We start from the raw sequence: 18,894 nt of genomic DNA, 5'->3' as shown, positions 1-18,894 counted from the left end.
TAGCTTCCCGAGGAACATGAACATGGCCAAGATTCAGGTGAAGACGCCCGTCGTGGAGATCGACGGCGACGAGATGACGCGAATCATCTGGGAATGGATTCGCGAACGCCTGATCAAGCCGTACTTGGACATCCAGCTGGAATATTACGACTTGGGCATCCAGCACCGCGACGAGACCGAGGACCGCGTTACGGTCGACGCTGCCAAGGCCACGCAGAAGTATGGCGTCGCCATCAAGTGCGCGACCATCACTCCCGACGAGGCGCGCGTCGAGGAGTTCGGCCTGAAGAAGATGTGGAAGTCGCCGAACGGCACGATCCGCAACATCCTCGGCGGCGTCGTCTTCCGTGAGCCGATCGTCATCCAGAACGTCCCACGCCTGATCCCCGGCTGGACCCACCCGATCGTCGTCGGCCGTCACGCGTTCGGCGACCAGTACAAGGCGACGGATTTCCGCGTTCCCGGCGCCGGCAAGCTGACCATGAAGTGGCAGGGCGACGATGGCCAGGTCATCGAGGAGGAGGTGTTCCAGTTCCCCTCGTCGGGCGTCGCCATGGGCATGTACAACCTCGATGACTCGATCCGCGACTTCGCGCGCGCGTCGATGCATTACGGCCTGAACCTGAAGTGGCCCGTGTACCTGTCGACGAAGAACACGATCCTGAAGGCGTATGACGGCCGCTTCAAGGACCTGTTCGCCGAGGTGTTCGAGGCCGAGTTCAAGGACCGCTTCAATGAAGCGGGCATCGTTTACGAGCATCGCCTGATCGATGACATGGTCGCCTCCGCGCTGAAGTGGAACGGCGAGTTCGTGTGGGCGTGCAAGAATTACGACGGCGACGTGCAGTCGGATCAGGTCGCGCAGGGCTTCGGCAGCCTGGGGCTGATGACGTCGGTGCTGCTCACCCCGGACGGCAAGACCGTCGAGGCGGAAGCGGCGCACGGCACCGTCACGCGCCACTATCGCCAGCATCAGCAGGGCAAGGCGACCTCCACCAACCCGATCGCGTCGATCTTCGCCTGGACCGGCGGCCTGAAGTACCGCGGCAAGTTCGACAACACGCCGGACGTGACCCGCTTTGCCGAAACGCTGGAAAAGGTCTGCATCGAGACGGTCGAGAGCGGTAAGATGACCAAGGATCTCGCGATCCTGATCGGTCCCGATCAGGCCTGGATGACGACGGAGCAGTTCTTCGAGGCGGTTCGCGTCAACCTGGAAGCGAAGATGAGCAGTTGGGCCTGATTGGCGTTCCGACGCCTAGTCTCACAATTTATAATGCCTGACAGGGGGCGGGGGATCGAAGCATCCCCTGCCCCTTTGTTCATGGCGCAACTGAACGAGCTCCTGACAAATGCGTTCGGCTGCTGCTAGGGTCGCGCCATGGCCATTTCGCTCAGCAATCAAGGTTTATCGGACACCCTCGTCGTGCTGGGGGCCGCGGGCCTGGTCATTCCTGCCTTTACCAGATTGCGGATCAGCCCCGTCATCGGCTTCATTCTTGTCGGCATGCTGGTGGGGCCGTTCGGCCTGGGCGCGTTGGTCCCGCGTGTGCCGTGGCTCTACCACGTCACGATCTCCAACCCCCACTCGATCGAGCCCTTCGCTGAGTTCGGCATCATCCTGCTGCTGTTCGCGATCGGCCTAGAGCTGTCGTTCCGGCGTGTCTGGACGCTGCGGCGGCTGGTGTTCGGCACCGGGGCGGCGGAGCTGGCCGGCTCGGCGCTGCTGATCGCGGCCGGATTGATGCTGTTGGGACAGCCATGGCAGGGCTCATTAGGCCTCGGCCTTGCGCTTGCCCTGTCCTCCACCGCACTCGTTCTGCCGCTGGCCGGCACGACCAGCGCCGTCGGCCGCGCCGCCTTCGCGATGCTGCTGTTCGAGGATTTGGCGCTGGTCCCGATCATCTTCCTGCTTGGCGCGATCGGCCCGGCAGAGGGCGGTTGGTCGGAGGCCGGCGGCGTGGCGTTGCGCGGCGCCCTGACCGTGGCGATCCTGTACGGTGCCGGGCGTTTCCTCCTCCCCCGCCTGTTTTCGCAGGCCGCCCGGACGAAAAGCCCCGAGCTGTTCCTGGCAGCGTCGCTGTTGGTGGCCATCGTAGCGAGCGTCGCGACCAGCGCGGTCGGCCTGTCACCCATCGTCGGCGCGCTGCTGGCCGGCCTGTTGATTGCGGAAACCGAATATCACAGCGAGGTCGAGGTCATCACGGCGCCGTTCCGTGGGCTGGCACTCGGCGTGTTCCTGATTTCGGTGGGGATGAGCGTCGATCTGCGAGCGATCTGGGCGAACCTGCCACAGCTTGCATTGGCGGTGGCCGGGGTCGTCGCGATCAAGACGATCGTCACCTACCTGCTTCTGCGCGTCGCCAACGCGCGTCCCGGGGTTGCCGCGGAGACCGGGTTGCTGATGGGCAGCCCCTCGGAGACGACATTGATCGTGCTCGGAGCCGCCAGTGCGGCAAACCTGATCTCCCCGCCCACCGCCGCTTTCTGGCAGACGGTGACCGCGATCGGCCTGACCCTTACGCCCCTGCTGGCGCGCCTCGGCAATCGTGCGTCGCGCCGGATCGACCGGCGCAATGCAGAGGCCGAGATGGAAGTGGCTGAACAAGGGCCGGGCACGGTGCTGATCGGCTTCGGCCGGGTCGGCCGCGTCGTGGCGGACATGCTGAAGGCGCACGATCAACCCTACCTCGCCGTGGAGGCGGACATCGACGCGGTCGCGACCGCCCGGCGGGAGGGGTATCAGGTCCTGTTCGGCGACATCGCCCGGCCGGAACTGGTCGAGCGTCTCAGGATCGCAGAGGCTCGTGCGCTGATCCTGACGATGGACGATCCGGTGCTGACGCAAAGGCTGACGCGGCGCATCCGCGCGATGGCACCGGACCTGTCGATCGTCGCCCGCGCCCGCGATGCGCGGCACGCGGCCGAACTGTACCGAGCGGGCGTGACTGAGGCTATTCCGGAGACGCTGGAAAGCTCCCTGCAACTCTCCGAAGCGGTGCTGGTGGATCTGGGTGTCGCGGTGGGCCCGGTGATCGCCTCCATCCACGACAAGCGGGACGCCCTTCGTCAAGCGATCCGCCGCGAGGCCCAGATCGAGAGGGAACCGAGGATCAGGCGCATTCGCCAGCGCACCTGATCCTCGGCAACTTCGCTCAAAAGGTCAAGCGGCGGCGGCTGATGCCGCGATAGCCTGACGCACGGCGTCCAGGGCATCCTGCGCCTTGTCCGCATCAGGACCGCCACCCTGCGCCATGTCAGGCCGGCCGCCGCCGCCCTGCCCGCCCAGCGCCGCGACCGCCTGCCGGGTCAATGCGACGGCGTCCAGCTTGCCGGTCAGGTCAGGGGTCACGCCGACCGCGACCGTCGCCCGTCCGTCGTTCACCGCGACCAACGCTACCACGCCCGACTCCAGCCGTTTCTTCGCATCGTCCACCGCGCCGCGCAGACTCTTGGCCTCAAACCCGGCAAGCACCTGGCCGGTAAAGGCGACGTCGCCAACCTGTTCCGGCCCTGCCGATCCACCGGAACCGCCGCCCGATCCTGCCAGCGCGAGCGCCTTCTTCGCTTCAGACAATTCGCGCTCCAGCCGGCGCCGCTCCTCCAGCAGCGACACGACACGCGCGGGCACCTCATCCGGAGAGGCCTTCAATGCCGCCGCCGCCTCAAGAAGCTTCTCGTCGCGCGCGGACAGATAGGCGCGCGCTGCCTCGCCGGTCAGCGCCTCGACCCGGCGGACGCCGGACGACACCGCCCCTTCGCCCACCACCTTGAACAGGCCGATGTCACCCAGAGCATTGACGTGGGTGCCGCCGCACAGCTCGACCGAATAGGTATCGCCGCCGTCCTCCGTTCCCATAGAGACGACACGCACCTCGTCGCCGTATTTCTCTCCGAACAGCGCCATCGCACCCATGGCGATTGCGTCGTCTGGGGTCATCAGGCGGGTCGTGACCGATCCGTTGCCGCGGATCTGCGCGTTGACCGCCGCTTCCGCATCGGCCAACTCGGCCTGGCTCATCGCGACGGGGTGCGAGACGTCGAACCGCAACCGCTCCGGGGCGACCAGCGATCCCTTCTGTGCGACATGCGTGCCCAGCCTCTGGCGTAGCGCCTCGTGCAGCAGGTGCGTTGCGGAGTGGTTCGCGCGGATCTGCCCACGGCGCGCGGTGTCGATGGTAAGCTTCACCGTGTCGCCGACCTTGACCGTGCCCGCATCGACGGTGCCCTGATGAACGAACAGGCGTCCGAGTTGCTTGGACGTGTCACGCACCGCGACCGACAGCCCGGCATCGCTGGAGATGGTGCCCGCATCACCGACCTGCCCGCCGCTCTCGGCGTAGAAGGGCGTCTGGTTGACAATGATCGCCACCTGATCGCCTGCATCGGCGCGCTCGACACGGACTCCGTCGCGGACGAGCGCCAGAACTTCCGCCTCGCCGGTGTCGGCGGCATAGCCGGTGAATTCGGTCGAGCCCGCCTCTTCCGCCAGATCGAACCACAGTTCGTCCGACGCCTTCGCGCCCGATCCCTTCCAGGCCGCGCGCGCCGCACGCTTCTGCTCCGCCATGGCGGCCTCGAACCCGGCGCGATCGACGTGCAGGTTCTGCGCGCGCAACGCATCCTCGGTCAGGTCGTAGGGGAAGCCGAACGTGTCGTAGAGCCGGAACGCCGTCTCGCCCGGCAGCGTCTGGCCAGCGGCCATGGAGGCGGTCGCCTCGTCCAGCAGGCGCAACCCCCGGTCCAGCGTCTTGCGGAACTGCGTCTCCTCCTGCCGCAGCGTCGCCTCGATCAGCGGCTGGGCGCGGACGAGTTCGGGATACGCAGCGCCCATCTCCGCCACCAGAGCCGGCACCAGACGGTGCATCAACGGCTCCTTCGCGCCCAGCAGGTGGGCATGACGCATTGCGCGGCGCATGATCCGGCGCAGCACGTAGCCCCTGCCCTCATTCGCCGGCAACACGCCGTTTGCCACCAGGAAGCCGGACGAGCGCAGGTGATCGGCGATCACCCGGTGCGAAGCCTTTTGCGCACCCTCCGCATGGGTCGCAGTCAGCGACTCGGACGCGCCGATCAGGGCGCGGAACGTGTCCGTGTCGTAATTGTCGTGCACGCCCTGCATGACCGCAGCGATCCGCTCCAGCCCCATGCCGGTGTCGATCGACGGACGTGGCAGGTTGCCGACGATTTCGTTCGCTTCCTGCTCATACTGCATGAAGACGAGGTTCCAGATCTCCACGAACCGATCGCCATCCTCGTCCGGACTGCCCGGAGGGCCCCCCGCGATGTGCTCGCCATGGTCGTAGAAGATTTCGGAACACGGGCCGCACGGGCCGCTGTCGCCCATAGCCCAGAAATTGTCTTTGGTCGGGATACGGATGATGCGATGATCGGGAAGGCCCGCGATCTTCTGCCACAGCGCGAACGCCTCGTCGTCCGTGTGATAGACGGTCGCCGTCAGCCGATCCGCCGGCAGGCCCCACTCCTTCGTCAGCAGGGTCCAGGCGTGGGTGATCGCCTGTTCCTTGAAGTAGTCGCCGAACGAGAAATTGCCGAGCATCTCGAAGAACGTGTGATGCCTCGCGGTGTAGCCGACATTGTCGAGGTCGTTGTGCTTGCCCCCCGCCCGGACGCACTTCTGCGATGATGTGGCCGTGGAGTAAGGCCGCGTCTCCAGCCCGGTGAACACGTTCTTGAACGGGACCATGCCCGCATTGACGAACATCAGCGTCGGATCGTTCTGCGGCACCAGCGGTGCGGAGGGCACGATGCGGTGCCCCTGGCCGCCGAAATAGTCCAGAAAGCCGCGGCGGATGTCGTTGGTCGACGTGAAGGATGGCGAGGTCATGCGCGTCGGCTTAGTTCAGCATCGCGCCTGCCTCAAGGCAATGCGGAGCATGTCGGCGGTCTCTGCGACGGAGGCGTGCAAGGCTGACGACCCAAAGCGCGCGCGCTCCCGGCACGGACGGTGGATACAATGACTGGCCGCACCTCGCTCCGCTTCAAGGCGCGGACGACGCGCGTCCCCGTATACCCTGCAATCGGATCAGATCGGCCGATCGATGCTGGTCGGCGGTTCGGAAAACCAGCGTGGCCCCGATGGCGTGATGTGGAAACAGTCCTCAAGCCGGACGCCGAACCGCCCGGGCAGGTACAGGCCCGGTTCGTTGGAGAAGCACATGCCCGGCGCCAGCGTCGTCGTCTCCCCCCTGACCAGATTGACCGGCTCATGCCCATCCATGCCGATCCCATGGCCGGTACGATGCGACAGGCCCGGCAACCGGTAATCGGGTCCATAGCCCAGGCCGGTGTAGAACCGGCGCACCGCGTCATCGACGCGACCGGCGGCCACGCCGGGACGCGCGGCGGCAAACGCGACCTGTTGACCGCGCGCGACCTGGTCCCAAACGCGGCGCACTGGATTTGGCGCAGTGCCGACGGGTACCCATGTCCGCGACACGTCGGACTGGTAACCCTGCACCGTGCAGCCGCAATCCATCAGCAGCACCTCCGCCGGAGCAATACGGTGCACCTCCCGGCTGCCGTGCGGCAGGGCGGCGGCCGGTCCGATCAGCGCCAGCGCGAATTCCGGACTGCCGCCCAGACGGCGCGTCGCCGCGTTCATCAGGGCGGAGATATCCGGCCCCGACATGCCCGCCTCAATCCGCGCGTACGTCCAGCGATAGGCCGCCACCGTGACGTCCGTCGCCAGTTGCATCAGCGCCAGTTCGGCCGGCGTCTTGATCATGCGGCATCCGCGCACCACCGGATCGGCTCCGACGAGGGTCACATCGGGCAACTGACGACGCAGGGCAGCGGGAATGAACCAGCGGACGCTTTCCTCGATGCCGATCAGACCCTTGGCCAGCCCGCGCTCGCGCAGCCATGCGGCGGCGACCGCCATGGCATCGCCATCCTCCTGCCAGACCCGCACCTCGGCCGGAATGGCGAGCGATTCGCGCACCGAAGGCTCCTCGAAAAAGGGGGTGACGATCAGCGGCGCGCCCTCTTGCGGGAGGACCGCGACGGTCGGCCGCTCACTGCGGCCCCAGCGTACGCCGGTGAAATAGATCAGCGACGATCCCGGCTCTATCAACACCGCCGAAATGCCGTTCGCCTTCATCAGTGCCTGTGCGCGGGCGATGCGCGCGGTCCGCTCGGCAAGGTCGATCGGTCGCGCCCCGGTCGTCACGTCGGACAGGCCGGACAGGTCTGGCTCCGCGGCACGCAGTACGGCGGACATACCCAGGGGCAATGCGGCGGCGGCGACGATCAGGTCGCGACGGGAAGGGCGGCGGAACATGGCGCAAGCGATAGGTCCCTTGACCCGGCCGCTGCAATCCCCTTGGCTCGCGCGAGACTTCGGGGGCAAAAGGCTACATGGCCAAGCGGCTGACCTACTACATCCTGTTCGGACTGATCGCCGGCATCGTCGTCGGCTGGGGGATCAACGTCGCGGTAGGTGGCGGCACGCCGGCGGGTGACGCGCGCGCTGCGGACATCGCGAGCTATTTCTCGATTGTGACCGGCGTGTTCCTGCGCCTGATCAAGATGATCATCGCGCCGCTCGTGTTCTCGACGCTGGTCGCGGGCATCGTGCATATGGGCGACACGCGCGCGCTGGGCCGGGTCGGCGCGAAGGCGCTGGGCTGGTTCCTGGGCGCCAGCCTGATGTCGCTGACGCTCGGCCTGATCCTCTACCATCTGTCGGCCATCGTTGCGGATGCGGCGGGCCTGTCGCTGCACCTGCAACTGCCGGAGGCGACCGCGTCGGCCGGCTTGGACAAGGCGGCGTTCAGCCTGAAGGATTTTGTCACGCACATCATCCCCGCCTCCATGGTGGAGGCGATGGCGACCAACGAGATCCTGCAGATCGTCATCTTTTCCGTGTTCGTCGGCGTCGCGATGACCGCCGTGGGCGACCGCGCGAAGCCGCTGGTGCCGGTGATCGAGGGCATCGTGGCCGTGATGCTGCAGATCACCGACTATGTGATGCGGTTCGCGCCCATCGCGGTGTTCGCTGCGGTCGCCGGAACGCTGGCCGAGCGGGGGCCCGCGATCCTGGGGCAGCTCGGATTTTTCATGGGCAGCTTCTACGTCGCGCTGGCGGTGCTGTGGTGCGCACTTTTCGGTGCGGCGTTCCTGGTGATAGGGGCGCGTACGCGCGACCTGATCCGCTATATCCGCGAACCGCTGCTGATCGGCTTTTCCACCGCGTCGTCGGAGGCAGCATTCCCGCGCACGCTGGAGGCGCTGGAGCGGTTCGGCGTGCCGCCGCGCATCGCCAGTTTCGTGCTGCCGCTGGGGTACTCGTTCAACCTGGACGGGTCGATGATCTACATGACGTTCGCGTCGCTGTTCATCGCCAACGCCTATCACATCGACCTTTCGATCGGGCAGCAGGTCACCATGCTGCTGGTGCTGATGGTCACGTCCAAGGGTATCGCCGGCGTTCCGCGCGCAAGCCTCGTTGTGATCGCGGCCACATTGTCGCTGTTCAACATCCCGGAGGCAGGTTTGCTGCTGATCCTGGCCGTGGACCATTTCCTCGACATGGGAAGGACCGCGACCAACGTGGTCGGCAACGCGGTGGCGAGTGCCGTGGTCGCCAAGTGGGAAGGTGGACTGGAGCCGCCCCGCGCCGCCGAGATCGAGCCCAGCCACGCACCTTGATAGTCAGCGGGGCGCGGGGCCGGTGACGGCTATCGGCGCGGCTCAGGCGTAAGCGTAGGGGCCGCCCTTTTCCAGCGCACGGACATAGGCGGGACGCGCGTGAATCCGGTCGAGCCACGCGATCGTCGCGGGGCGCGAGGCATTCAGCCCTGCCCGGCTCCGCGCGGCCTCCAGCGGAAAGCTCATCATCACGTCGGCGGCGCTGATCTGGTCGCCGGCGAACCAGGGCCGCTGCGCCAGCTCGCTTTCGACATAATCGAGATGCACGTCGATCATCGGCTGGATCTTCTTTTGCGCGGGGCCACCCAGAAGCGGGACGCGGCTCAGCACCAGTTTCGCGAACAGCGGCGGCATCAGCGAGCCTTCGGCATAATGCAGCCAGAACCGATAGCGTAGCATGTCGGCGCGGTGCGGCGGCGGCCCGAACCGGCCGTCGGCCTTTTCAACCAGATACTCCACGATCGCGCCGGTTTCCGCGATGGTGTAGCCGGTTTCCGTATCCTCGATCACCGGCGACTTGCCGAGCGGGTGGACGCGGCGCAGTTCCGGCGGTGCAAGCAGCGTGGCCTTGTTGCGCTGATATCGCCGCACCTCATGCGGCAGGTCGAGTTCCTCCAGCATCCAAAGGACGCGCTGCGAGCGTGAGTTTTCCAGGTGATGGACAATGATGGTCATGCGGTCTCCTGAACCCGTGCGCGCCAGATCCATGCCAGCGCCGGAAGGTCGATAACGTCCGCGGCGCGGTACAGGGCCAATTCCTGGGCCGCAGCGTCGCGCATCGCCCGTCGATCGTCCTCGTGCGCGGCGGCCATCGCGCGGGCGAGCGGGCCGATGCGCGACAGGAAGCGCAGCGCATCGCCGACCGCGTCCGGCCCCTCGCCCACGCGGTAGGCGAACTCCAGCCGCGCAGCCGAGTCGATGGTCCAGCCGGCCGAGGTCAGGATGGCGGAAACGCGATCATGGTCGGCAAAGGCGAACGGTCCGGGAGAGTCGTCGTCGTCGGGCGGGGCGTCCGTTCCGGACACCTCGTCCGCCAGCGTGGCGAAGCGGTTGTGGCTACGCGCGCCGAAGCAGGAGAAGACCATTGCCGCATCCGGCGCCGACGCGAGACGCAGGCGGGTAAAGGCGGACACGGGATCGTCGAAGAACATGACGCCGTGCCGGGATACGATCAGGTCGGGGCGTACGTCCGCCGCGACCTCAAGCGCATCGCCACACCGTGTCTCCGCATTGGGCAAGTGCGATAGGCGCTCCCGTGCCACATCGACAAGGCCGGGCGACAGATCGGCCCCGATAATCCGCGCGTCCGGTCGCGCTGTGGCGAGGGCCAGCGTCGTCGCCCCGGCCCCGCATCCCAGATCGAGCGCGACGAACGGCGTGGCCGGGGCCGACGACAGGATCGCGGCGTCCAGATGGCCGGCAAGGGCGGAAAAGCTGCGGTCGGTCGCCTGCCACTCGGCCGCCCACACGTCGCCGACACGCCCCTGCCAATCGAGTCCGCTGGTCATGCGGGGGGCGCGAAGTTGTCGAAGTTGCCGGCAACGCATGACCTTGCAGGACACCTCCAAGCAACAAGGGCCCGCCGTTGCCGGCGAGCCCCCATCGAACACAAAGCCAGTGCGGCCATCGTCATCAGATGTCGTCGCCCTCTTCGGGACCGGTCATCATTTCCTCGGCCACCTGCTCCGTACGCTGACGGATCGCACGCTCCAGCCGGTCGGAGAGGTCCGGATTGTCGCGCAGATAAGTCTTCGCATTCTCCCGGCCCTGACCGATGCGGATCGAGTCGTAGGAGAACCACGACCCCGACTTCTCGACCAGCCCGGCCTTGACGCCCAGGTCCAGGATCTCACCGATCTTGGAGATGCCCTCGCCATACATGATGTCGAATTCGACCTGCTTGAACGGCGGCGCGACCTTGTTCTTCACCACCTTCACGCGGGTCGCGTTGCCGATGATGTCGTCCTTGTCCTTGATCTGGCCGGTCCGGCGGATGTCGAGGCGCACCGAGGCGTAGAACTTCAGCGCGTTGCCGCCCGTGGTCGTTTCCGGATTGCCGTACATCACGCCGATCTTCATGCGCAGCTGGTTGATGAAGATCACCATGCAGCGCGAGCGGCTGATCGACCCGGTCAGCTTGCGCAGCGACTGGGACATCAGGCGCGCCTGAAGGCCGACATGGCTGTCGCCCATCTCGCCCTCGATCTCCGCGCGCGGGACCAGCGCCGCAACCGAGTCCACCACCAGCACGTCGATCGCGTTGGAGCGCACCAGCGTGTCGGTGATCTCCAGCGCCTGTTCACCGGTGTCCGGCTGGGACACGATCAGCTCGTCGATGTTGACGCCCAGCTTCTTGGCGTAAACCGGATCGAGCGCGTGTTCGGCATCCACGAAGGCGGCGGTGCCGCCATGCTTCTGCGCCTCGGCGATGACATGCAGCGCCAGCGTCGTCTTGCCCGACGATTCCGGGCCATAGACCTCGATCACCCGGCCGCGCGGCAGACCGCCGACGCCGAGCGCGATGTCCAGGCCGAGCGAACCGGTGGAGATCGCCTCCACCTGCATAGTTTCCTTTTGGCCCAGCTTCATCGCCGAACCCTTGCCAAAGGCGCGATCGATCTGGGCTAGGGCGGCGTCCAGCGCCTTTTGACGATCCGTGTTGGCGGTTGCCACGTTGTCGATCACCTGCAGTTTTGCGGCCATTGGGAACATCCTCGCTAAAGCATGCGCGCGATCCGATCAACGCGTCCTGACGCCATGTACGCGATACGTTCCGCAGGAACAAGAGTGGAACGCAGGGAAATTTCCTAAATGCTGGTACTCAGGCGATCCGCGTCGCCATGGTCCACCACCCCTGGTGAGCGGCAACCCCCGCCGCCCGATCCCGCGATGCTTCATCGGCGAACAACCCGAAGCAGGTGGCGCCGGAACCAGACATGCGCGACAGCAGCACGCCGGGCGCCTGGTCCAGCATCGCCTCAACATCGGCAATGGCCGGCGCCAACGCGCGGGCGGCCGGCGCCAGGTCGTTCCTGCCCGCGCGGGCGCGGGACAACAGGTCGCCATCAGCGATCGCGCCACGATCGACGCCATCCCAGCCGCGGAACACGGCGGCGGTGGACACGGCCACGCCCGGATTGACCAGCAGCAACGGCGTGCCGGCCCGTCCGCGCAACGGCTCCAGCACTTCTCCCGCGCCGGTGCCGAGGCTGGTCTGCCCGAACAGGCAGGCCGGCACATCGGCTCCCAGGCCCCGTGCGATGGCGACAAGAACCGGATCGTCGAGCGGGACCGAAGCCAGACGCGCCAGCAGGCGAAGCGTCGCCGCCGCGTCCGCCGAGCCGCCGCCGATGCCCGAAGCCACCGGCAGGTGCTTGTCCAGCGTGATCGCCTGGGGCGACACCCCGAAGCCGCCCGCGAACGCGTCCGCCGCGCGAACGACCAGATTGCCGGCGTCCCACCGGGAGCCGCTCGCAAGCCCGCGCGCCTGTGGGCCGGTTACGGCCAGCGACCAGCGATCCGCCGGCGTCATGGCGACCGTGTCGCCATCGTTGGCAAAGGCGAACAGCGTCTCCAGGTCGTGATAGCCGTCAGCCCGACGACGCCGGACGTGAAGGGCGAGGTTGATCTTCGCCGGCGCAGTCTCGACGATCATGGCCGCGCGGCCGCCCCGTCGGCGATCTTCTCCGACAGACGCTGGGCGTCCGCCGGCTCCGCGGTCAATGCCGCCGCGCGCCAGGCGTAACGGGCCTCGTAACGGCGACCCAGAGCCCAATAGACGTCGCCGAGATGTTCCCCGATCTCCGCCGCCCCAGGCTGCGCGGCGGAGGCGCGCTCCAGCAGCGGCAGCGCGCGCGCCGACTCTCCGGCACGGTGATAGGCCCAGCCCAGCGAGTCGGCGATGTCGGGATCGTCCGGCGCCAGCGTGCTCGCCCGTTCGATCAGTCGGGTGGACGCGCCGACCGGCTCGCCATGCTCCAGGCCGGTATAGCCGAGATAGTTGAGCGCCACCGGCTCGGCCGGCGCCAGCGACACCGCCTTTTGCAGAGCGGTACGTGCGGTCGGCCAGTCCCCTGCCCGTTCCAGCGCGCCGCCATATTGCATCCAGGCCTGCCAGTTGCCCGGCAGCGCATCGGTCGCGCGGCGATAGAAGCGGGCCGCTTCGTCATATCGGCCTGCCGCGAACAACAGGTCGGCATGACGCTGCACATCGTCCGGCGTCGAGTCTGGGGCACCGACACGCTCCGCCGATGCGGCCAGCGCCTCCGCCCGGCGTCCCGCGCCGTTCAGGATGCTGATGCGGGTCGCCGCCGCCAGCCCGGCGAGCGGATCGGCGGGCTTAACCTGCGCCAGCACGCCCAGCGCGGCGTCCGGTTGTTCGCCCCGTGCCAGGCTGGCCGCCAGAAGCAACCTCGCCCTGGTATCGCCCGGATCCGCGATCAGGGCACCACGCGTGAGCGCGATCAGCAGCGGGGCGGATGCCTCATCGGACAACTGCCCGGCGACGCGGGTGAACAGGCGCGAGATGCCGAAGGCGAGCGTCGGTCGCGCCGGAACGCCGCGTCGATAGGCCTGCTCCCCTGGGCTGTCGCCGATCAGCAGCGCACGGGCCTGATCGATCCGACCCTGACCCGCCAGAATTTGGGACGCTACGATACGCAGGTCGCGATTGCCGCCGGTTGCATCCATGGCCCCGATCGCGGCGATCCCTTCATCGGCACGACCGGCTGCGATCAGGACAAGGGCGTGCGTCTCCGCCGCCAGTCGCCCGGCGAGCGGGTCGGCGGTGCCCGGCGCGGCGGCCGTTACGCTGCGGGTGCGGGCAAAGGCGGTCCAGTTGCGGATCGCGGGCGCCAGGATGCGCAACGGTCCGGCGTCCAGCCGGGCAGCCGCCGCCTCCGCCCGCCGTGGATCGTCCGCGCGCGCGGCGTCGGCGAGCGAGAGCAGCGCGGCGTCCGCCGGCGCCACGCCCGCCTTGTCCAGCACGGCGACCGCGCGGCGGGCCAGCGCCTCGTCCCCCGCCTCCTGCGCCTCGCGATAGGCGCGCACGGCGACCAGCGCGTTGGCCGGGTCGTCGGCCAGCGCACGGGCATAATCCGCGCTTGCCGCGCCGGACCGGCCGTCGGCGCTGGCGACACGGGCGCGCAGATAGGCGTTCAGCCCGCCGGTATCGGCCGCCGCCGGCGTGGCGGAGATCAACGGCGCGGCGAGCAGCAACCACTTACATGTTCGGGTAATTGGGGCCTCCGCCGCCTTCGGGAACGACCCAGTTGATGTTCTGGGTCGGGTCCTTGATGTCGCACGTCTTGCAATGGACGCAGTTCTGCGCGTTGATGACGAAGCGCGGATCGTTGGTATCCTGCCCCACCACCTCGTAAACGCCGGCCGGGCAATAACGCTGCGCCGGCTCGTCGTACATCGGCAGATCGTAATCGATCGGCACGTCCGGATCGCGCAGCGTCAGGTGGACCGGCTGATCCTCCTCATGATTGGTGTTCGACAGGAACACCGACGACAATCGGTCGAAGGTCAGCACCCCATCCGGCTTCGGATAGACCGGCGGCTGCACCAGGTCCTTGCGCCACAGCGTCTCGTGGTCGGGATGATGCTTCATGGTGACCGGCCATTTCAGGCCCAGATGCTCCATCCACATCGCCACGCCAGCGATGCCGGACCCCAGCAGATCGCCAAACTTCTTGACCAGCGGCACCACGTTGCGGACCACCGACAGCTCCTTGTGGAGCCACGACGTCTCGAACGCCTGCGGGTATGCGGTCAGCTCGTCGCCCTCCCGGCCCGCCTGGATCGCGGCAAACGCAGCCTCCGCCGCCAGCATCGCCGATTTCTGGGCGCCGTGCGTGCCCTTGATCCGGGGCACGTTGAGGAACCCGGCCGAGCAACCGATCAGCGCACCGCCGGGGAACACCAGCTTGGGTATCGATTGCAGGCCGCCGTCGTTGATCGCGCGCGCGCCGTAGGACACGCGCTTGCCGTCCGCAAGCAGGTCGGCGACGGCCGGATGCGTCTTCCACTTCTGCATTTCCTGGAACGGCGACAGATAGGGGTTGGTGTAGCCGAGCCAGGTGACGAAGCCGATCGACACCTGGCCGTTCGCCTGATGGTAGATCCAGCCGCCGCCATTGGCATCGTCGCCCAGCGGCCAGCCCTGCGTATGGATGACGCGTCCGGGATGATGCTTTTCCGGGGCGACGTCCCACAATTCCTTGATCCCCAGGCCATAGACCTGCGGCTGGCTGTCGCGGGCGAGGTCGAAGGTGCGGATCACCTCCTTGGTCAGGTGGCCGCGCACCCCTTCTGCCAAGAAGGTGTATTTGGCGTGCAGTTCCAGGCCCGGCTGCCAGTCCGGCTTGCGCGTGCCGTCGCGTGCCACGCCCATGTCGCCGGTCGCCACGCCCTTCACGCGGCCATCGTCGTGGAACAGGATCTCGGCGGCGGCGAAGCCCGGGAAGATCTCCACGCCAAGCTCTTCGGCCTGACCCGCCAGCCAGCGGCAAAGATTGCCCAGGCTGCCGGTGTAGGTGCCCTTGTTGTGCAGGAAGGGCGGCGTCCACAAGTGCGGCAGCACGAATTTGCGCGCAGGGGTCAGGACCCAGTGCAGGTTCTCCGTCACCGGCACCTCCGCCAGAGGGCAGCCCCGCTCCTTCCAGTCCGGGATCAGTTCGTCCAGAGCACGCGGATCGATCACCGCGCCGGACAGGATATGGGCACCGACCTCCGATCCCTTTTCCAGCACGCACACCGACAGTTCGGCACCCGCCTGCGTGGCAAGCTGTTTCAGGCGGATCGCGGCGCTGAGCCCGGCGGGGCCAGCGCCGACGATCACCACGTCATAGGGCATCGACTCGCGTTCGCTCATTTCACTCTCCCGGCCGGCCCATCGGCAAAGGCGGCCCCTAACATTCGGGCGCAGGCCGGCAACGTCCCATCCCTGCTGCCGATCCGACAAGTTGACCAAAACGTCAACCGCGCGGCATGAGAGCGCCGATGGGGGTAGAGCCGTTCACCGACTGGCGCGCGGACGCGGCAAGCGCGTTGGAATGGTGGCGCGATGCGGGCGTCGACCTGCTGGTCGATGACGCTCCGCGCGATTGGCTCGCCCCGCCCGCAGTTCTTACGCCCGCCCTGTACGCTCCGGCACAGGCGGTCACTGCGGCGATGCCTGACGAGTGGCAGGCGTTCGTCACGTGGCGCGCCGGTGGTCATGCCCCTGAGAGTTCCTGGCGCGGCACCCATGTCGCGGCGGCCGGACCGCTCAACGCCCGGCTGATGGTGCTGGCCGATTGCCCCGACGCCGGCGATGGTGACGAGGGGCGGTTGCTCGGCGGCGCGGCGGGCCGATTGTTCGATCGGATGCTGGCGGCGATCGGGATGACCCGCGACGAGGTGCATGTCGCCAGCGTGTGCTGCAAGCGTCCCGCCGCCGGCCGGATGCCGCGCGATTGCGAGGATCAGCTGCATGATGTCGCCCGGCACCATGTCGGCCTGGTCGCGCCCGAACGGCTGTTGCTGCTCGGCAATGCGGCGAGCCGTGCGATCCTCGGGATGGATGTCCAGCCGGCGCGTGGGTCTTTGCACGCGTTTAACCATAAGGACCGGATAACCTCGGCCGTGGCCAGTTTTCACCCGCGATTTCTGCTGGAGAAGCCGGCCGCCAAGGCAGAGGCGTGGAAGGACTTGCAAGTGTTGATCGGAGCGACCGGCAAATGATGCGACCACTGCTGATCGCGACGGCGCTCGGGACCACCGCCCTGCCCGCCTTTGCCGCCGAGCCTGCCGCCAGCCCGGCACCAACCGTCGGCACCGCACAGCTTGCCGCCGCGCGCGTACCCGGTCAGCTGGATGCCGGTCAGCGCGACGCCTATCGCGCGGTATTCGCGGCGATCCGCGACAGCCGCTGGACCGACGCACAAATCGGGCTCGACGCGATGAAGCCGGGCCCGCTGCACGCGATCGCGCGTGCGGAGCTGTACACGGCAAAGGGTTCGCCCCGCGTCGAACTGGAGCCGCTGACGGCGCTGATCGCGGAAGCACCGGAACTGCCGGAGGCGGCCGATCTGGTGCGTCTGGCCAAGGCGCGCGGCGCGACCGATCTGGCGCCCCTGCCGAGCAGTCAGCGGTTGATCTGGCAGGACGGCGCCCCCCGCCGCGTCCGCGCGAAGAGCGTGCGCAGCGATATGATCGCCGCCGACCTCGCGTCGCGCATGCAGCCCTTCGTGAAGGCGGACGACGGCGTCAACGCGCAGGCGTTGCTGGAATCGACGCAGGGCCTGACGCCCGAAGCGCAGACCGAATGGCAGCAGCGCGTGTCCTGGATGTACTTCCTGGCCGGCGACGACGCCAATGCGCGGGCCATGGCGGCGAAGGCGGCCGAGGGCAGCGGCGACTGGGCGATCCAGGGCCGCTGGGTCGGGGCGCTGTCCGCGTGGCGCCAGGGCGACTGCATGGCGGCTGATACCGGGTTCGAGGGCGTGGCCAGCCGGGCGAGCGACGTCGACCTGCGTGCGGCGGCGCTGTATTGGGCATCGCGCGCCGATATGGCCTGCGCCCATCCGGAACGCATCCAGCAACGCCTGAAGGCGGCGTCGCAATATTCCGAAAGCTTCTATGGTCAGCTCGCGCGCCAGGCTCTGTTGCTGCAAAGCGCGGTGACGCCGAAAAGCGGGCTGGTGGCGAGCGACTGGGCGGCGCTGGACCGACGCCCCAACATCCGCGTCGCCGCCGCACTGGCGGAGATCGGCGAGACCGATCTGGCCGACACGGTGATCCGCCAGCAGGCGCGGATCGGCGATCCCACGGAGTTCCGCAGCCTGGTGCGTTTGGCCGAGGCGCTGGATTTGCCGGCGACCAGCGTGTGGCTGGCGCATAATTGCCCCGCCGGCGTGACGCCGGGGACGGAGGCGCGCTACCCCACCCCGAACTGGACGCCCGACAGCGGCTGGCGCGTCGAAAAGGCGTTGGTCTACGCGCACACGCTGGAAGAATCGCGTTTCCGCAACAAGGTGATCAGCCCGGCCGGTGCCTATGGCCTGATGCAGATCATGCCGGCCGCCGCCACCGATTACGGACGCGAACGCGGCCTGCCCAGCGTGGACCGTGCCGTGCTGTCGCGTCCGTCGTTCAACATGGATGTCGGCCAGCGCCACCTGGAGCGGCTGCGTGACATGGCGGGTGTGACCGGCGGCCTGCTTCCCAAGGTGATCGCCGCGTACAATGCGGGGCCGAAGCCCGTCGGGGAATGGAACGCGCTGGTCCGCGATGGCGGCGACCCGCTGCTGTATATCGAAAGCATCCCCTATTGGGAGACGCGCGGCTACGTCACGACGGTGCTGCGCAATTACTGGATCTACGAGGCACAGGGCGGCAAGGGCAAGCTGCCCAGTCGGTCTGCCCTGGCGCAAGGCATGTGGCCGCGCTTCCCCGGACTTCCCGGTGCCGCCGCCGTGCGGATGAACGCGCAATCCAGCCGACAGGCGACGGCCAGCGCGATCGCGATCAACGCGGCGGTCAGCCCCGGATCGTCGGCCGTGACGGCAGCACCGGTGACCCGTGCCGATTGACGAAGGTCGCAGCTTCGTTCCGGTTCGCATCGCCGTCCTGACCGTATCCGACACCAGGGGGCTGGCCGAAGACCGATCTGGCGACGCGCTCGTCGAGCGGCTGACGGCAGCGGGCCACGTGCTGGCTGATCGGGCCATCCTGCGCGATGATGCCGACCACATCGTCGCGGAACTGCACCGCTGGATCGATGACGAGGCGGTGGACTGCGTCATCACCACCGGCGGCACGGGTGTCACCGGCCGCGACGTCACGCCCGAGGCGGTGGAGCGCGTCGCGGACAAGATGATCCCCGGCTTTGGCGAGCTGTTCCGCTGGTTGAGCTATGCCAAGATCGGCACCTCCACCGTGCAGTCGCGTGCCTGTGCCTGCGTTGCACGGGGCACCTATATCTTCGCACTGCCCGGCTCCACCGGCGCGGTGAAGGATGGCTGGGACGGGATCCTGAAGGACCAGCTCGACATCCGCCATCGGCCCTGCAATTTCGTCGAGTTGATGCCGCGCCTGACAGAGCGCTGAGCCGGTCGGCCGCGGGCATCCCCGCCCGGTCCCTAAGCCGATGTTCGATCCGACGGGCACCGTCGTAGCCCCCCGCGACCGTCTGGCCTTCGTGGTTGCGGCGGGGCTGAGACATCTATCGCGGTC

The 18,894-nt window shown here is 67.7% G+C and carries 14 protein-coding genes; 6 read left to right on the top strand and 8 right to left on the bottom strand.

Going from position 1 to position 18,894, the window contains the following annotated elements; all coding sequences use genetic code 11:
* Positions 1 to 22 precede the first annotated feature (22 nt).
* Positions 23 to 1,243, top strand: a complete 1,221-nt coding sequence (locus tag BMX37_RS03710; RefSeq protein WP_093664283.1) for an NADP-dependent isocitrate dehydrogenase — start codon at positions 23 to 25, stop codon at positions 1,241 to 1,243.
* A gap of 138 nt (positions 1,244 to 1,381) precedes the next feature.
* Positions 1,382 to 3,139, top strand: coding sequence for a cation:proton antiporter domain-containing protein (locus tag BMX37_RS03705; RefSeq protein WP_093664065.1), 1,758 nt, complete (start codon positions 1,382 to 1,384; stop codon positions 3,137 to 3,139).
* A 24-nt stretch (positions 3,140 to 3,163) separates the two neighbouring features.
* On the opposite strand, the gene alaS is transcribed toward BMX37_RS03705, so the two are convergent.
* Both alaS and BMX37_RS03695 read right to left on the bottom strand, forming a co-directional pair.
* Positions 3,164 to 5,848, bottom strand: a complete 2,685-nt coding sequence (gene alaS / locus BMX37_RS03700) for an alanine--tRNA ligase (protein WP_093664064.1) — start codon at positions 5,846 to 5,848, stop codon at positions 3,164 to 3,166.
* A 198-nt stretch (positions 5,849 to 6,046) separates the two neighbouring features.
* Positions 6,047 to 7,303, bottom strand: a complete 1,257-nt coding sequence (locus BMX37_RS03695) for a M24 family metallopeptidase (RefSeq protein WP_093664063.1) — start codon at positions 7,301 to 7,303, stop codon at positions 6,047 to 6,049.
* Positions 7,304 to 7,380: 77 nt separating this feature from the next.
* Here BMX37_RS03695 and BMX37_RS03690 point away from each other — a divergent pair, with 77 nt between their 5' ends.
* Positions 7,381 to 8,673: a dicarboxylate/amino acid:cation symporter gene (locus tag BMX37_RS03690; protein WP_093664062.1), complete on the top strand. Its 1,293-nt coding sequence runs from the start codon at positions 7,381 to 7,383 to the stop codon at positions 8,671 to 8,673.
* Between the two features lie 42 nt (positions 8,674 to 8,715).
* Here BMX37_RS03690 and BMX37_RS03685 read toward each other — a convergent pair whose 3' ends face one another.
* From BMX37_RS03685 to BMX37_RS03660, 6 genes are all read right to left on the bottom strand, one after another.
* Positions 8,716 to 9,348 carry a glutathione S-transferase family protein gene (locus BMX37_RS03685; protein ID WP_093664061.1) on the bottom strand — a complete coding sequence of 211 codons (633 nt, stop codon included), beginning with the start codon at positions 9,346 to 9,348 and terminating at the stop codon, positions 8,716 to 8,718.
* Positions 9,345 to 10,181 (bottom strand): class I SAM-dependent methyltransferase, encoded by an 837-nt coding sequence (locus BMX37_RS03680; RefSeq protein WP_093664060.1) that lies wholly within the window; start codon positions 10,179 to 10,181, stop codon positions 9,345 to 9,347. The genes BMX37_RS03685 and BMX37_RS03680 overlap by 4 nt, the downstream gene beginning before the upstream one ends.
* A 124-nt stretch (positions 10,182 to 10,305) precedes the next feature.
* Positions 10,306 to 11,376, bottom strand: coding sequence for a recombinase RecA (gene recA / locus BMX37_RS03675; RefSeq protein ID WP_093664059.1), 1,071 nt, complete (start codon positions 11,374 to 11,376; stop codon positions 10,306 to 10,308).
* A gap of 118 nt (positions 11,377 to 11,494) precedes the next feature.
* Positions 11,495 to 12,328, bottom strand: a complete 834-nt coding sequence (locus BMX37_RS03670) for a 4-(cytidine 5'-diphospho)-2-C-methyl-D-erythritol kinase (protein WP_093664058.1) — start codon at positions 12,326 to 12,328, stop codon at positions 11,495 to 11,497.
* Positions 12,325 to 13,890, bottom strand: a complete 1,566-nt coding sequence (locus BMX37_RS03665) for a tetratricopeptide repeat protein (protein WP_244501363.1) — start codon at positions 13,888 to 13,890, stop codon at positions 12,325 to 12,327. Before BMX37_RS03665 ends, BMX37_RS03670 begins: the two co-directional genes overlap by 4 nt.
* Before the next feature lie 4 nt (positions 13,891 to 13,894).
* A complete protein-coding gene (locus BMX37_RS03660) occupies positions 13,895 to 15,550 on the bottom strand; it encodes an electron transfer flavoprotein-ubiquinone oxidoreductase (protein WP_093664057.1) in 1,656 nt (551 codons plus the stop codon).
* Between the two features lie 128 nt (positions 15,551 to 15,678).
* Here BMX37_RS03660 and BMX37_RS03655 point away from each other — a divergent pair, with 128 nt between their 5' ends.
* From BMX37_RS03655 to moaB, 3 genes are read left to right on the top strand one after another with little or no spacing between them, the layout of a single operon-like run.
* Complete coding sequence (locus BMX37_RS03655) at positions 15,679 to 16,401, top strand: uracil-DNA glycosylase (RefSeq protein ID WP_093664056.1); 723 nt, start codon at positions 15,679 to 15,681, stop codon at positions 16,399 to 16,401.
* Positions 16,401 to 18,251: a lytic transglycosylase domain-containing protein gene (locus BMX37_RS03650; RefSeq protein WP_093664055.1), complete on the top strand. Its 1,851-nt coding sequence runs from the start codon at positions 16,401 to 16,403 to the stop codon at positions 18,249 to 18,251. The genes BMX37_RS03655 and BMX37_RS03650 overlap by 1 nt, the downstream gene beginning before the upstream one ends.
* A complete protein-coding gene (gene moaB, locus BMX37_RS03645) occupies positions 18,241 to 18,768 on the top strand; it encodes a molybdenum cofactor biosynthesis protein B (protein ID WP_093664054.1) in 528 nt (175 codons plus the stop codon). Before BMX37_RS03650 ends, moaB begins: the two co-directional genes overlap by 11 nt.
* Positions 18,769 to 18,894 lie beyond the last annotated feature (126 nt).

Source organism: Sphingomonas gellani (assembly GCF_900110035.1).
GTDB classification, from domain to species: Bacteria; Pseudomonadota; Alphaproteobacteria; order Sphingomonadales; family Sphingomonadaceae; genus Sphingomonas; species Sphingomonas gellani.
This window is presented reverse-complemented; position numbering and strand designations above follow the sequence as displayed.

Coding starts and splice junctions, on each gene's coding strand:
- BMX37_RS03710 (WP_093664283.1), top strand. CDS start 23: ATGGCCAAGATTCAGGTGAAGACGCCCGTCGTGGAGATCGACGGCGAC.
- BMX37_RS03705 (WP_093664065.1), top strand. CDS start 1,382: ATGGCCATTTCGCTCAGCAATCAAGGTTTATCGGACACCCTCGTCGTG.
- alaS (WP_093664064.1), bottom strand. CDS start 5,848: ATGACCTCGCCATCCTTCACGTCGACCAACGACATCCGCCGCGGCTTT.
- BMX37_RS03695 (WP_093664063.1), bottom strand. CDS start 7,303: ATGTTCCGCCGCCCTTCCCGTCGCGACCTGATCGTCGCCGCCGCCGCA.
- BMX37_RS03690 (WP_093664062.1), top strand. CDS start 7,381: ATGGCCAAGCGGCTGACCTACTACATCCTGTTCGGACTGATCGCCGGC.
- BMX37_RS03685 (WP_093664061.1), bottom strand. CDS start 9,348: ATGACCATCATTGTCCATCACCTGGAAAACTCACGCTCGCAGCGCGTC.
- BMX37_RS03680 (WP_093664060.1), bottom strand. CDS start 10,181: ATGACCAGCGGACTCGATTGGCAGGGGCGTGTCGGCGACGTGTGGGCG.
- recA (WP_093664059.1), bottom strand. CDS start 11,376: ATGGCCGCAAAACTGCAGGTGATCGACAACGTGGCAACCGCCAACACG.
- BMX37_RS03670 (WP_093664058.1), bottom strand. CDS start 12,328: ATGATCGTCGAGACTGCGCCGGCGAAGATCAACCTCGCCCTTCACGTC.
- BMX37_RS03660 (WP_093664057.1), bottom strand. CDS start 15,550: ATGAGCGAACGCGAGTCGATGCCCTATGACGTGGTGATCGTCGGCGCT.
- BMX37_RS03655 (WP_093664056.1), top strand. CDS start 15,679: ATGGGGGTAGAGCCGTTCACCGACTGGCGCGCGGACGCGGCAAGCGCG.
- BMX37_RS03650 (WP_093664055.1), top strand. CDS start 16,401: ATGCGACCACTGCTGATCGCGACGGCGCTCGGGACCACCGCCCTGCCC.